10 protein-coding genes, 1 tRNA gene and 1 riboswitch are annotated in these 14,571 nt (G+C 64.0%); of the genes, 10 read left to right on the top strand and 1 reads right to left on the bottom strand.

What is annotated here, in order from left to right; translation table 11 throughout:
• The first annotated feature begins 123 nt into the window (after positions 1-123).
• From xdhA to VGH41_RS21380, 6 genes are all read left to right on the top strand, one after another.
• The gene (xdhA, locus tag VGH41_RS21355; protein ID WP_331599552.1) at positions 124-1,674 is read left to right on the top strand and encodes a xanthine dehydrogenase small subunit; all 1,551 of its coding nucleotides are present in this window, start codon (positions 124-126) and stop codon (positions 1,672-1,674) included.
• Complete coding sequence (gene xdhB / locus VGH41_RS21360) at positions 1,674-4,124, top strand: xanthine dehydrogenase molybdopterin binding subunit (RefSeq protein WP_331599553.1); 2,451 nt, start codon at positions 1,674-1,676, stop codon at positions 4,122-4,124. The genes xdhA and xdhB overlap by 1 nt, the downstream gene beginning before the upstream one ends.
• 92 nt (positions 4,125-4,216) lie before the next feature.
• Positions 4,217-5,227, top strand: a complete 1,011-nt coding sequence (gene xdhC / locus VGH41_RS21365; protein WP_331599554.1) for a xanthine dehydrogenase accessory protein XdhC — start codon at positions 4,217-4,219, stop codon at positions 5,225-5,227.
• A 73-nt stretch (positions 5,228-5,300) separates the two neighbouring features.
• A complete protein-coding gene (locus tag VGH41_RS21370; protein ID WP_331599566.1) occupies positions 5,301-6,347 on the top strand; it encodes an adenosine deaminase in 1,047 nt (348 codons plus the stop codon).
• An 88-nt stretch (positions 6,348-6,435) separates the two neighbouring features.
• A complete protein-coding gene (gene guaD, locus VGH41_RS21375) occupies positions 6,436-7,782 on the top strand; it encodes a guanine deaminase (protein ID WP_331599556.1) in 1,347 nt (448 codons plus the stop codon).
• Between the two features lie 69 nt (positions 7,783-7,851).
• A riboswitch (yybP-ykoY riboswitch) is annotated at positions 7,852-8,023 on the top strand.
• A 56-nt stretch (positions 8,024-8,079) separates the two neighbouring features.
• Positions 8,080-8,652, top strand: coding sequence for a TMEM165/GDT1 family protein (locus VGH41_RS21380; RefSeq protein ID WP_331599557.1), 573 nt, complete (start codon positions 8,080-8,082; stop codon positions 8,650-8,652).
• Between the two features lie 21 nt (positions 8,653-8,673).
• Here VGH41_RS21380 and VGH41_RS21385 read toward each other — a convergent pair whose 3' ends face one another.
• Positions 8,674-9,363 (bottom strand): DUF4136 domain-containing protein, encoded by a 690-nt coding sequence (locus VGH41_RS21385; RefSeq protein ID WP_331599558.1) that lies wholly within the window; start codon positions 9,361-9,363, stop codon positions 8,674-8,676.
• Between the two features lie 180 nt (positions 9,364-9,543).
• Between VGH41_RS21385 and pepN the strand changes: the two genes are divergently transcribed.
• From pepN to VGH41_RS21405, 4 genes are all read left to right on the top strand, one after another.
• Positions 9,544-12,240: an aminopeptidase N gene (gene pepN, locus VGH41_RS21390; protein WP_331599559.1), complete on the top strand. Its 2,697-nt coding sequence runs from the start codon at positions 9,544-9,546 to the stop codon at positions 12,238-12,240.
• A 289-nt stretch (positions 12,241-12,529) separates the two neighbouring features.
• Entirely contained in the window at positions 12,530-13,546 is a 1,017-nt protein-coding gene (locus VGH41_RS21395; protein ID WP_331599560.1) for a class 1 fructose-bisphosphatase, read from the top strand.
• A gap of 54 nt (positions 13,547-13,600) precedes the next feature.
• Positions 13,601-13,676 (top strand) — tRNA-Thr (locus VGH41_RS21400).
• A gap of 661 nt (positions 13,677-14,337) precedes the next feature.
• Positions 14,338-14,571 (top strand): hypothetical protein (locus VGH41_RS21405; protein ID WP_331599561.1); only part of this gene is annotated, 234 nt, incomplete at its 3' end.

Here is a 14,571-nt window from a genome sequence, read left to right on the forward strand (position 1 = left end):
AATATTTTTGGGACAAGGTAGTGCTATCTTCGGATATGGATGGCGATCTACGTGCGCGAGGCCGGCTACGGCGCGACCCCATGCGTAACGCGCGCCCGGTCCGCAATGTCTTTCGGATTCGCCATGACAACGCAAACCATCCGTTTCTATCACCGTGGGGCCATTCGTGAGGTTCAGGATGTGCCCGCGACGCGCACCGTGCTCCAGCATCTGCGCGAGGATCTGCATTGCACGGGCACCAAGGAAGGTTGCGCGGAAGGCGATTGCGGCGCCTGCACGGTCGTGTTGGGCGAACTGGACGACGACGGCGGCCTCGCGCTGAAAGCGGTCAACGCGTGCATCCAGTTCCTGCCGACGCTCGATGGCCGCGCGCTGTTCACCGTCGAAGACCTGCGTGCTGCCGACGGCACACTGCATCCGGTCCAGCAGGCGATGGTCGACTGCCACGGCTCGCAATGCGGCTTTTGCACGCCCGGCTTCGTGATGTCGATGTGGGCGCTCTACGAAAACCAGCCGGCCGCCGCCGGCCTGCCTACCCGCGACGAAATCAACACGGCGCTATCCGGCAACCTGTGCCGCTGCACCGGCTACCGGCCAATTGTCGATGCGGCGCAGAAGATGTTCGACTATTCGCGCTATCCGCGGGTGCCGTTCGACCGCGTCGCCGTCGCGCGCGCGCTTGACGCGCTGCGGCGGCAGGCCACCTTCGAATACGTCGCGCCCGATGTGCGCGGCCGCGCGTTCGGCACGCCGACCTTCCATGCACCGGTCACGCTCGACGCTTTCGCGGCGCTGCGCGCCCAGCATCCGCACGCGCGCCTGCTCGCCGGCAGCACCGATGTCGGCCTGTGGGTGACCAAGCAGTTCCGCGATCTCGGCGACATCCTGTACATCGGCAACGTGCCCGAACTGAAGCGCGTCGAGCGCGATGCGCAGACCTTGAGCATCGGCGCGGCCGTCACGCTCGAAGACGCGTATGGGGCGCTCGCGGCGGACTACCCTGAGCTCGCCGAATTGTGGACGCGCTTCGCCTCGCTGCCCATCCGCAATGCGGGCACGCTCGGCGGCAACGTGGCGAACGGCTCGCCGATCGGCGATTCGATGCCGGCGCTCATCGCGCTCGGCGCCGAAGTCGTGTTGCGCCACGGCTCGAAAACCCGCGCGCTGCCGCTCGACGCGTTCTACCTCGGCTATCAGAAGACCGCCCTCGTCGCGGGCGAATTCGTCGCTGCGATTCGCGTGCCGCGCCCGGCGCCCAATCTGCGCTTTCGCACCTACAAGGTGTCGAAACGCTTCGATCAGGACATCTCGGCCGTGTGCGCCGCGTTTGCGCTGCGCATTGCCGACGGCGTGATCAGCGACGCACGGGTTGCCTTCGGCGGCATGGCGGCGACGCCCAAACGGGCCGTGCATACCGAGGCCGCACTGGCCGGCTCAAGCTGGGACGATGCGGCCACGCGGCGCGCAATGGACGCACTCGTCATCGACTATCAGCCGCTCACCGACATGCGCGCGTCGAGCGCCTATCGATTGAAGGTGGCGCGCAATCTGCTGCGGCGCTTCCATCTGGAAACGCGCGACGTCGCGCCGCTTGCCCTGCGCGACGTCAACACATCCGCATTTTCGTTCGACGCTGACGACGCAAGCGCGACCCACGTGCAGGAGCCGGTGTGATGAACAAGCAAACCGATGCCTTCATCGAACAGGCGGCCGTCCGCGAGCAGGCCGCGGCGATTGGCACACCCTTACCGCACGAATCCGCCGCGCTGCATGTCAGCGGCGAGGCCACGTACACCGACGACATCCCCGAGCTCCACGGCACGCTGCACGCGGCGCTCGGGCTGTCGCGCCATGCCCGCGCGCGCCTCGTCTCGCTCGATCTGAGCGCGGTGCGCGAGGCGCCCGGCGTCATCGCCGTGCTGAGTGCCGCCGACATCCCCGGCGAAAACAACTGCGGTCCGGTGCTGCACGACGACCCGATTCTCGCGGACCACGAAGTGCTGTACCTCGGTCAACCGGTCTTCGTGGTGATTGCCGAAACGCACGAGCTCGCGCGGCGCGCTGCTGCGCTGGCAAAGAGCGACGACGTGGTCCGTTACGAGCCGCTGGAACCGGTGCTGACGCCCGCCGAAGCGAAGGCCAGAAAGCAGTTCGTACTGCCGCCGCTGCATCTGAAGCGAGGCGACGCCGCCGCGCGCATCGCCGCCGCGCCGCATCGCATAGAGGGCGCCTTCGAGGTCGGCGGTCAGGAGCAGTTCTACCTGGAAGGACAGGTTGCCTACGCGATTCCGCAAGAGATGGACGGCATGCTCGTCTACAGTTCGACGCAGCATCCGAGCGAAATGCAGCAAGTGGTCGCGCATATGCTCGGCTGGCCGAGCCACAGCGTGACCTGCGAATGCCGGCGCATGGGTGGCGGGTTCGGCGGCAAGGAATCGCAATCGGCGCTGTTCGCGTGCGTCGCGGCGCTCGCGGCGAAACTGCTGCATCGGCCGGTGAAAGTGCGCGCCGACCGCGACGACGATTTCATGATCACCGGCAAACGGCACGACGCGGTCTACGAATACGAAGCAGGCTTTGACGGGCGCGGCCGCATCCTCGGCGCGCGCGTCGAAATCGCCTTGCGCGCAGGCTATTCCGCGGATCTGTCCGGCGCCGTGGCGACGCGCGCCGTCTGTCACTTCGACAACGCGTACTACCTGTCCGATGTCGAGATCGTCGCGTTGTGCTGCAAGACCAACACGCAATCGAATACCGCCTTCCGCGGTTTCGGCGGTCCACAGGGCGCGCTGGTGATGGAGGTGATGCTCGACAGCATTGCGCGGCAATTGAAGTGCGATCCGCTGGAGGTTCGGCTTGCCAACTACTACGGCATCGGTGAGCGTGACGTGACGCCGTATGGGCAGCGCGTCGAAGATAACGTGCTCGAGCCGCTCACTGAAGAGCTGCTTGCGACGAGCCGCTATCGTGAGCGCCGCGCCGCGCTTGCTGCATACAACGCCACAAGTCCGGTGCTCAAGCGCGGCATTGCGTTTTCGCCGTTGAAGTTCGGCATCTCGTTCAACGTACCGTTTCTGAATCAGGCCGGCGCGCTCGTGCACGTGTACAAGGACGGCTCGATCCTCGTCAACCACGGCGGCACCGAAATGGGCCAGGGGCTGAATACGAAGGTCGCGCAAGTCGTCGCGAATGAGTTCGGCGTGCCGCTGTCGCGGGTGCGCGCCACGGCGACGGATACCTCGAAGGTGGCGAATACTTCGGCGACTGCCGCTTCCACCGGTAGCGACCTGAACGGCAAGGCCGCCGAGGCCGCCGCCCGCACCATTCGCAACCGGCTGGCCGCGCTCGCCGCGAAAGAACTGGGCAGCGAAGCCGGGGACGTGCAATTCAAGGACAGTATGGTGCTGGCGAAAGGCGCCGCGATGCCGTTCGCGCAACTCGTCAACGCCGCTTATCTCGCCCGCGTGCAGTTGTGGTCCGACGGCTTCTATACGACACCCAAAGTCCACTGGGATGCCAAGACGCTGACGGGTCATCCGTTCTATTACTTCGCGTATGGCGCAGCGGTTTCGGAGGTCGTGATCGACACGCTGACCGGCGAATGGAAGCTGCTGCGCGCAGACGTGCTGCACGATGCCGGACAGTCGATCAACCCGGCGATCGACCTGGGCCAGGTCGAGGGCGGCTTCATCCAGGGGATGGGCTGGCTCACCACCGAGGAACTCTGGTGGAACCGCGAAGGTCGACTGATGACGCACGCGCCGTCCACGTACAAGATTCCCGCCGTCAGCGACACGCCCGCCGCGTTCAACGTGCAGCTTTACCGCAACCAGAACGCCGAGCCGACGGTGTTCCGCTCGAAAGCGGTCGGCGAGCCACCGCTACTGCTGCCGTTCTCGGTGTTTCTGGCGATCCGCGATGCGATTGCGGCTGCCGCGCCGAAGGTGGACGGCGCACCGCCGTTGCGGGCACCCGCCACGCCGGAAGCGATTCTCGATGCGCTGGATGCGATGGCGGCGTTGGAGGCGATGCAACACCCGCCTGAGGTGGCCGCAACACCGGCCGTAGCTACAGGGCAAAACGCAGTGGGCACACCAGCCACGCCGACGCTCGCATCAGACTGAATGAACCACCCGGACCGCGCGACACGAACGCGCAGCCCACGCCTAACCGGCGGCACGGACATCCCGCGCAGCCATGTATGGAGAACCGCCGGATGCAAGCCTGGCTACCCGATCTGCAACAACTGCTCGCACACGGCGACGCCGCCGTGCTGGTGACGGTCGCGCGCGCCGAGGGCTCCGCGCCCCGCGAGGCCGGCACGAAGATGATCGTCACGCGCGATTCGGCGAAGCACACCATCGGCGGCGGCCACCTCGAATGGAAAGCCATCGAGACCGCGCGCCAAGTGCTGAAAGACGGCATGCGTACGCCGCACATGCGGCGCCTCGAGCGCTTCGCACTCGGGCCGAGCCTCGGGCAATGCTGCGGCGGCGCGGTGGTGCTCGCCTTCGAACGGCTGGACATCGGCGATCTGGGCTGGGTCACCTCGCTCGCGAAGCGCCTCGCCGCAGGCCAATCGACGGTGCGTAGCGTATCATTCGGGCCCGCACCGGATGCGGTCATGCTGTCCGATCCGGAACCCGGCGTGGAAGGCGCCGACTGTCTGCTGTGGGACGGTGCCGGTTTCGACGAGAGCAGTTCGCTGCTCACCGAGACCATCGCACCGCGCGACTTTGCCGTGGTGCTGTTCGGCGCGGGTCACGTGGGCGCGGCGCTGGTGCGTGTGCTGGCCACGCTGCCCTGCCACGTGCGCTGGGTCGATGAACGCGACGCGCAGTTTCCGCCGCTGGAATCGCTGCACGCGCCGAACCTGACGATCGACCCGAACGACGCGCCCGACGAGGCCATCGACGAGGCCGCGCCGCACACGTACTTCATCGTGATGACGCACAACCACGCGCTCGACCTCGATCTGGCCGAGCGCATCTTGCGGCGCGGCGACTTCGCGTTCTTCGGCATGATCGGCTCGCACAGCAAGCGCAAGCAGTTCGAACACCGGCTCGCCGCACGCGGCATCGACCCGGCGCAGATTGCGCGGATGAAATGTCCGCTCGGCGTGGACGGCATCGTCGACAAGTCGCCGGAGATCATCGCGATCTCCGCGGCCGCGCAAGTGCTGCAGGCGGTCGAAGCGCATGCCGCTCACACGGCGCAGACAGCATGAACCCTGCAGCGGGACGCGCTGCGTATCCGCTCTGGAACAGCTCCACTCGAATCAGATGACTCACATAACCAACATGAATACGACGACCGCTATGACTCTTACCGACAAGGTCGCAGGCGCGCCGAAGGCCGAACTGCATATCCATATTGAAGGCTCGCTCGAACCCGAGCTGATTTTCGCGCTCGCCGAACGCAACGGCGTGAAGCTCGCCTACGCTTCGATCGAAGCGCTGCGCGCCGCCTATGCGTTCACCGACCTGCAATCGTTTCTCGACATCTACTATGCCGGCGCGAGCGTGCTGCTCACCGAGCAGGATTTCTACGACATGACAATGGCGTACGTCGAGCGCTCGCTGGCGGACAACGTCGTCCACACCGAGATCTTCTTCGATCCGCAGACGCACACCGAGCGCGGTGTGCCGATCGCCACCGTGGTGGCCGGTATCGAACGCGCGCTTGCAGACGCCGAGCAACGCGGCCTGACGAGCAAGCTGATTCTGTGCTTCCTGCGTCATCTGTCCGAGGAAGACGCGCTCGCTACCTTCGACGAGGCACTGCCCTTGTTCGATCAATACAGGCATCGGCTGATCGGCGTCGGGCTGGATTCGTCGGAGCGCGGCCATCCGCCCTCGAAGTTCGAGCGCGTGTTTGCCAAAGCGCGGGCGAAGGGTCTGAAGCTCGTCGCGCATGCCGGCGAGGAAGGTCCGCCGTCGTACATCTACGAGGCGCTGGATCTGCTGAAGGTGGACCGGGTCGATCACGGCGTGCGCAGCATCGAAGACCCGGCGCTCGTCACGCGTCTGGCCGACACGCGCGTCGCCTTGACGGTATGCCCGTTGTCGAACCTGAAGCTGTGCGTGTTCGACGATCTCACCAGGCACACGCTGAAGGCCTTGCTCGACAAGGGCGTGGCGGTCACCGTGAATTCCGACGACCCGGCGTACTTCGGCGGCTACGTCAACGCGAACTACCTCGCCACCATCGACGCGCTCAAGCTCACCGACGCCGAGGTCTACACCATCATCCGCAACAGCTTCGAGGCGGCGTTCATCACGCCCACGGAACGCGAGGCGCTGATCGCGAGGCTCGACGCGCACTGGCACGACGCGGCCGCGAACTGACGCACGCGTTGTTACGACAGAGCGGGCGGCGGCGCGCGAGGCGCCCTCGTCTGCTCCATTCATATCCCTACACGGAGACGGCTTTCCCATGAATCAACCGGCACAATCGGCATACCGCGCACAACTGCTGACGTTCAACGGCGACCCGGCGCAATCGGCCAACGCGGCGGTCTTCAACGAAGACGGTCTGTTGATCGTCGAAGACGGCCACGTGGTCGCAGCGGGCGCGTATGCGGCGCTGTCGTCCCGGCTCGCGCCCGGCACACAGGTGCAGGATATGCGCGACAAGCTGATCGTGCCGGGCTTCATCGACACGCACATCCACTATCCGCAAACGGACATGATCGCGTCGCCGGCGCCGGGCCTGCTGCCGTGGCTCGAAACGTACACGTTCCCGACCGAACGCCGCTTCACCGATCCGGCCTACGCGCAGGACACGGCGAGCTTCTTTGTCGAAGAACTGCTGGCATGCGGCACGACCACAGCTCTCGTGTATTGCACGGTCCACAAGGAATCCGCCGACGCGCTGTTCACCGCAAGCGAAGCGCGCAACCTGCGGATGGTGGCGGGCAAAGTGCTGATGGATCGTAACTGCCCCGAGTTTCTGCGCGACACGGCGCAGTCCGGATACGACGACAGCGCCGAACTGATCGGCCGCTGGCATAACCGCGGCCGCCAGATGTACGCGCTCACGCCGCGTTTCGCGCCGACTTCCACCGAAGCGCAACTCGAAGCCTGCGGCGTGCTCGCGCGTCAGCATCCGGATGTGTTCATCCAGAGCCACGTCGCGGAAAACACCGACGAGGTGAAATGGGTCGCCGATCTGTTCCCGGGCCACCGCAGCTATCTGGACATCTACGATCATTACGGCCTGCTGCGCCGCCGCGCCGTGTACGGCCACTGCATCCACCTCGACGCGGAAGACCGCAAGCGGATGGCGCAGACCGGCACCGTGGCGTCGCACTGTCCGACCTCGAACCTGTTCCTCGGCAGCGGCCTGTTCGATTTCGACAAGGCCGATGAAGCGGGCATGCCGATCGGACTGGCCACGGATGTCGGCGGCGGCACCTCGTTTTCAATGCTGCAGACCATGAACGAGGCACACAAGGTGGCGCGCCTCACCGGCCATCATCTGACGGCCACGCGCATGTTCTGGCTCGCCACGGCGGGTGCCGCCGAAGCGCTCGACCTGGCCGGCAAGGTCGGCACCTTGAAGCCGGAATCGGAAGCGGACTTCGTCGTGCTCGACCCGCAAGCCACGCCGTTGCTCGCGCGACGCACCGCGCGCACCGAATCGCTGGAAGAGCTGCTGTTCGCCTTCGCGCTACTCGGCGACGATCGCGCGATTTTCGCAACGTATGCCGCCGGCAAGCGCGTGCATCAGCGCGATCAGCCGCGTCAGCATGCCGTGCGCACGGCAAAAATCGCCGCCTGATTGTTTACAGCTACCCGTTGACGCCGCTTACGGGAAGCTGGCTGGGCGGCACAATCAGCGTGATATACTCCGCCCCTCATTGGGGAGTAGCCGCCCCGCGACACGCCCGCGCAAGCCGAATCAAGCTGCATGGAGCGCGTGATCCGCGGGGGCGCCTGTCAACATACTTGGCCTTCGCGGTCATGGCAGACGCAGCCTCTGGCCTGGCGAGACCGATGACTCACACCCGCCGCTGCAGGGCCCGGCCGGTATGAGTCGTCGCTCGCACACATCCCGGCCCGGGGAATCTATCAAAACGTGGACCAGGCCTTTCTCATCTCGACCGGTGCGGTTGCGCTTGCCGAAATCGGCGATAAAACTCAACTCCTCTCGCTCGTCCTCGCCGCGCGCTATCGCAAGCCCGTGCCCATCATCCTGGGCGTGCTGGCGGCCACGTTGATCAATCACGCCGGCGCCGGTGCGCTGGGCACATGGCTCGGCTCGCTGCTCACCCCCACGATCATGCGCTGGGCGCTGGCGGCGTCGTTCATTGGCATGGGCCTGTGGATCATGGTGCCCGACAAACTGGAAGACGACGAAGCCAACACGAACCGCACGCGCCTCGGCGTATTCGGCGCGACCGTCGTGACGTTTTTCCTCGCCGAGATGGGCGACAAGACGCAGATCGCCACGGTGGCGCTGGCCGCGCGCTTCCACGAATTCTTCGGCGTCGTTGCCGGCACCACGCTGGGGATGATGATTGCGAACGTGCCGGCAATCCTGCTTGGCGACCGTTTCGCCCACAAACTGCCCACGAGGATCGTGCACGGCATCGCGGCGGTCATGTTCGTGGTGCTCGGAGCACTGGCCCTGCTGGGCGTCGGCCTCTGAGCACCGGCGCCCGCCGCAAACTTATTGGACGACGGTCGCGCCCGAAGCCGGTGAAGCGGGCGCCTCCGATCCGGCCGCCTCATTCGATACGCCGGCGTTCGGGTCGACCGGCAGCTTAACCGTGCGAACCGCGCCGTTGCCCAGCGGGAAGTCGGCCAGCGCGCTACGCACCAGGTAGGGCATGGCCCGTACCAACGACGGTTCGTCGCCTGAATTGCGGGCCATCACGTTGTAGACCTCCCTGCCGGTTGCGCGGTCGGTGATGCGGATGCCCAGCGAATGGGCAAACACCGGGTAAGTCTGGTTCACGTACGTAGGAGGAAACGCGCCATACGGTCCCCATGGATCGAACGGGCGTCCCCAGTACGGACCGGGCCACGGGCTGCTGTAAAACACCGGCTCGGCCACGCTGATCGTCTCGGAACGCGTGCCGTAGGACAAGCCCACCAGATAATGCGCCTGATCCGCCTCGACCTGCCGGAATGACCGCGTCGCCAGTGCGTTGGCGACGAACAGTTCGTACGTCGACTGTTCCAGGCTGTTCTGCTGGGCGGCGCTGCGGATGAATGCGTAAGTGCGGCTCGCGTCATTGCCGCTCCAGTCGGAGAACGCCGTCACCTGGGTCGTTACATAGCTGGTACAGCCCGAGAGCAGTACCGTCAGCGCTCCCAGAAACAACACGGCGCGCCGGGTCCAACGGTCTGATTTCATGGTCTTCCTCGTTCTTACATGTGATTGCCGTCTGCAACTGCGGCGGCCCGATCATACGCTGACCTGTCCCTTAGACAAAAAGTTCGACCCGCAGAGCGCTTTTGGCTTTGTACAATGGCCCAACATACCGGCGCGCCCTCGATGCGTGGCCGGCTTGATACCCCATTCTTACAAAACGCCATGGCAGATACCGCAACGCCCCCCGTCATCCGTCGCGCCGACTACGCGCCGCCCGCCTTCCTGATCGATACAGTTGCGCTCGAATTCGATCTGGTTCCCGAACGCACGGTCGTCAGGAACACCATGCGGGTGCGACGCAATCCGGACGCCGCGCACGCCGCGCACCTCGAACTGCTTGGCGAACAGCTGGAATTCGTCAATGCGGCCATCGACGGCGCGCCCTACGGCGCCGTGCGTCCGGGCGAGCATGGCCTCGTCGTCGACAACGTGCCGGACGCCTTCGAACTGACGCTCACCAGCATCTGTAACCCCGCTGAAAACACTACGCTCTCCGGCCTGTACGTGTCCAGCGGCAACTTTTTCACACAGTGCGAGGCCGAGGGTTTCCGCCGCATCACCTATTTTCTCGACCGCCCGGACGTGATGGCCACCTACACGGTCACGCTGCGCGCCGACAAGGCGGCGTATCCGGTGCTGCTGTCGAACGGCAACCTGCTCGAAGAAGGCGACCTGCCCGACGGCCGCCATTTCGCGCGCTGGGAAGATCCGTTCCGAAAGCCGAGCTACCTGTTCGCGCTGGTCGCGGGCAAGCTGGAATGCATCGAGGAACGTGTGAAGAGCGGGTCCGGCAAGGAGAAGTTGCTGCAGGTATGGGTCGAAGCACAGGATCTGGACAAGACCCGTCACGCGATGGATTCGCTGGTCAACTCGATCCGCTGGGACGAAGAGCGCTTCGGGCTGGAGCTGGATCTGGACCGCTTCATGATCGTCGCCGTGAGCGACTTCAACATGGGCGCGATGGAGAACAAGGGGCTCAACATCTTCAACACGAAGTATGTGCTGGCGAACCCCGAAACCGCCTCCGATACCGACTTCGCCAACATTGAAGCGGTGGTGGGCCACGAGTACTTCCACAACTGGACCGGCAACCGCGTCACCTGCCGCGACTGGTTCCAGCTGAGCCTGAAGGAAGGCCTGACCGTGTTCCGCGATCAGGAATTCTCGGCCGACATGGCGGGCGGCTCGACCGACGAAGCCGCGCGCGCCACCAAGCGGATCGAAGACGTGCGCGTGCTGCGCCAGATGCAGTTCGCCGAAGATGCGGGTCCGATGGCTCACCCGGTGCGCCCGGAAAGCTACGTCGAGATCAACAACTTCTACACGATGACCGTGTACGAGAAAGGCTCGGAAGTGGTGCGGATGTATCAGACGCTGTTCGGCCGGGACGGCTTCCGCAAGGGCATGGACCTGTACTTCGAGCGGCACGACGGCCACGCGGTGACCTGCGACGATTTCCGTCATGCAATGGCGGACGCCAACGGCCGCGACCTCGCGCAGTTCGAGCGCTGGTATAGCCAGGCGGGCACGCCGCGCGTGACGGTGCAAACCGCGTACGACGCCGCGAAGCACACCTACAGCGTCACGCTCAAACAGGGTTATGGCGACGCCGCACCGGCTGCGCGCGAAACGCAAAAGGGGCCGCTGCTGATTCCGTTCGCGATCGGACTGATCGGCACGGACGGCGCCGACCTGCCGCTGCGCCTCGAAGGCGAAGCCAACGCGGCGCAGGCCACTACGCGAGTCCTCGAATTCACGCAGACCGAGCAGACCTTCACGTTCGTCGATGTCGCGGCAAAGCCGTTGCCTTCGCTGCTGCGCAATTTCTCGGCGCCGGTCATCGTGGAGTACGACTACTCGGCCGATGAACTCGCCTTCCTGCTGGCCCACGACAGCGATCCGTTCAACCGCTGGGAAGCGGGCCAGCGCCTTGCCACGCGCGAGTTGCTGGCACTCGCCTTACGCGCTGCAACGGGCACGCCACTGCAACTGGACGACTCGGTAGTGGCGGCGTTTGCGCGTGTGCTGACCGACGAGACGCTTTCGCCGGCGTTCCGTGAGCTGGCCTTGATCCTGCCGTCCGAGGCTTATCTTGCCGAGCAGATGGCCGAATCGAATCCGGCTGCGGTCCATGCCGCGCGCCAGTTCGTCCGCAAGCGCCTCGCGAGCGCGCTCAAGAGCGAATGGCTGAAGCTGTACGAGCAGAACCGCACGCCGGGGGCGTACGAAGCCACGCCGAAGGCGATCGGCCATCGCGCCTTGAAGAACCTCGCGCTGTCTTACCTCGCGGAGCTGGATGATCCGTCCGAAGCGGTGCGCCTCGCTTCGACTCAATATGCCGAAGCCAACAACATGACCGACCGCTCGGCAGCACTGTCGGCGCTCCTGAGTGCCGCGGCGGCTGGCACTGGCGAGGCACAGGCGCAGACGGCACTGGACGACTTCTATAACCGCTTCGAGCAGGAGCCGCTCGTCATCGACAAGTGGTTCGCCATGCAAGCGGTTCAGCGTGGCAGCGCGCAACGTCCGGTGATCGAGATTGTCCGCAAGCTGATGTCGCATCCGGCATTCACGTTGAAGAATCCGAACCGCGCACGTTCGCTGATCTTCAGTTTCTGTGCGGCCAACCCGGCGCAGTTCCATGCGGAAGACGGCTCGGGCTACGCGTTCTGGGCTGAACAGGTGATCGCACTGGATGCGCTGAATCCGCAAGTGGCGGCGCGCCTCGCACGCGCGCTGGAACTGTGGCGCCGGTTTACGCCGACGCTGCGCGACGGTATGCGCGCCGCGCTGGAAAAGGTGGCGGCGCAGGTGAAGTCGCGCGATGTCCGGGAGATCGTTGAGAAAGCGTTGGGTTGAGTTTTTTCGCGCGCCTGAATCGCGCGCCTGAAGTCAGGGAAAGCCGGCACCTCGTTGCCGGCTTTTTTTCGTTCGGAGGTTTCGGGTATCGCTACCAACGCCGCGTGCGCTGTTTCGACACGCTCATGCGCGACCAGGCTCGTCCGATCGCGCGCGAAACCGGCGTCCCGAGCCTGTCGCCGATCGCACCGTCATGAAGGACGCGTACGCGTTCTGTTCCAAAAGCACGGGAACGACACAGTGAGCGGGTAAAATCAGGATATTCCTTCTGCCTTCCCGGAGTACTGCAATGTCCTTGCACCGTCGTACCACTCTCACCAAGTATCTGATCGAGCAGCAGCGAGAGACCAACAACCTGCCTGCGGATCTGCGCCTCCTGATCGAAGTCGTTGCGCGTGCGTGCAAGGCGATCAGCTATCACGTCAGCAAGGGCGCGCTGGGCGATGCGCTCGGCACGGCGGGCAGCGAGAACGTCCAGGGTGAAGTGCAGAAGAAACTCGACATCCTGTCGAACGAAATCCTGCTTGAAGCCAACGAATGGGGCGGCAACCTGGCGGGCATGGCGTCGGAGGAAATGGAACAATTCTTCCCGATCCCGGCCAACTATCCGAAGGGTGAATACCTGCTGGTATTCGATCCGCTCGACGGTTCGTCGAACATTGACGTGAACGTGTCGATCGGCACGATCTTCTCCGTGCTGCGTTGCCCGGACGGCCAGCAACCGACCGAGCAATCGTTCCTGCAACCGGGCACCCAGCAGGTCGCCGCCGGTTATGCCGTGTATGGTCCGCAGACGGTGCTGGTCCTGACCACCGGCAACGGCGTCAACTGCTTCACGCTGGATCGTGAACTCGGCTCCTGGGTGCTCACGCAAAGCGACATGCGCATTCCCGTCGAAACCCGCGAATTCGCGATCAATGCGTCCAACGAACGTCACTGGTACGCGCCGGTTGAGCAGTACATCGGAGAGCTGAAGGCAGGCAAGGACGGTTCGCGCCACGAAGACTTCAATATGCGCTGGATCGCCTCGATGGTCGCCGACGTGCACCGTATCCTGAATCGCGGCGGCATCTTCATGTATCCGGCCGACAAGCGCACGCCGGATAAGCCCGGCAAGCTGCGCCTGATGTACGAGGCGAATCCGATGGCGTTCATCGTCGAACAGGCCGGCGGCGCGGCGACCAACGGTGAAAAGCGCATCCTCGATATCCAGCCGAAGAGCCTCCACGAGCGTGTGGCGGTGTTCCTTGGCTCGAAGAACGAGGTCGATCGCGTCACCCGCTATCATCTCGAAGCAAAAAGTTAGGTCAGGGGCTTGCCAAGGCGCTAAAGAAGTCCCTATAATCTCGTTTCTCCTGATGCCGGAATAGCTCAGACGGTAGAGCAGCGCATTCGTAATGCGAAGGTCGGGGGTTCGATTCCTCTTTCCGGCACCAACAGATTCAAGCACTTAGCCCAGTCCATGTGACTGGGCTTTTTGCTTTTCGGGCTCCATGTAACCGCTGTGTAACCGGATCTGGTCAATCCGTCGCCTGTCTATAAGACTGGTTTCACGATGTAGCACGTCCGGCGCCCGCTAGCGCCTCACCGGAACCAGAATTGGCGTTCCAATCGTGGAAACCTGGGCGCGCAGACTCTGGACGAAAAAAATCCACGTGGACTTCCGAACTTCGCGTCACCCGGACAACGGACATACGCGCGTCCGCTGCGCATGCGCATCGTTCGTCTTTGCGGTCGGTCAAGACGGAAGTCCAGTTCCGGCGAATGGCGAAGGAACCGAGATTTCCCGGAGCGCTAGCCAACCCTCAGCGGAATCAACATCGGCCTTACCCATGATCGAGTGCTCCTGTGCGCTCGCTGATGCGGATTGTGACTTGCGCCGCAGCTCAGTGGTTCACAATCCTTAGACTAGCGGGCCGCGCCTGCTATGATCGGCGCGTTCGAAGGAACGACGGACGTGAGATGTGCGCTTCTGGCTGTGTGATTGCAAGTTGGCGGTCAAAATCGCTGCCATATATCCCTCCGAAGCCACCAGACATGCAAAGCCGGTGCAACGGCCCTACCACAATTTAATGCAAGAGATTGGTGAGGAAGATCTTGGAACAATTTAATCCTGTAGACGCTGCGGAAAGCGCAAGCTACGAAGAAGGTGATTTTCAGGATGTGCCGCCGACTGACATCGTTGCATACAACGAGTTGCGTTCATGCGCGGATTTGTATCGGATGTACGAAGACGACGCTCTAGATGTAAGCCCCACTTTTCAACGCGAGATTGCATGGAAAGGAACCGCCCAGACTAGATTCATTGATTCATTGATAAAGCAACTCCCA

Origin of the sequence: Paraburkholderia sp., from assembly GCF_036488795.1 — a bacterium.
Taxonomy (GTDB): domain Bacteria; phylum Pseudomonadota; class Gammaproteobacteria; order Burkholderiales; family Burkholderiaceae; genus Paraburkholderia.

What these genes read in the sequence shown, in the direction of transcription:
- xdhA (WP_331599552.1), top strand. Translation starts at nt 124, where the DNA reads ATGACAACGCAAACCATCCGTTTCTATCACCGTGGGGCCATTCGTGAG.
- xdhB (WP_331599553.1), top strand. Translation starts at nt 1,674, where the DNA reads ATGAACAAGCAAACCGATGCCTTCATCGAACAGGCGGCCGTCCGCGAG.
- xdhC (WP_331599554.1), top strand. Translation starts at nt 4,217, where the DNA reads ATGCAAGCCTGGCTACCCGATCTGCAACAACTGCTCGCACACGGCGAC.
- VGH41_RS21370 (WP_331599566.1), top strand. Translation starts at nt 5,301, where the DNA reads ATGAATACGACGACCGCTATGACTCTTACCGACAAGGTCGCAGGCGCG.
- guaD (WP_331599556.1), top strand. Translation starts at nt 6,436, where the DNA reads ATGAATCAACCGGCACAATCGGCATACCGCGCACAACTGCTGACGTTC.
- VGH41_RS21385 (WP_331599558.1), bottom strand. Translation starts at nt 9,363, where the DNA reads ATGAAATCAGACCGTTGGACCCGGCGCGCCGTGTTGTTTCTGGGAGCG.
- pepN (WP_331599559.1), top strand. Translation starts at nt 9,544, where the DNA reads ATGGCAGATACCGCAACGCCCCCCGTCATCCGTCGCGCCGACTACGCG.
- VGH41_RS21395 (WP_331599560.1), top strand. Translation starts at nt 12,530, where the DNA reads ATGTCCTTGCACCGTCGTACCACTCTCACCAAGTATCTGATCGAGCAG.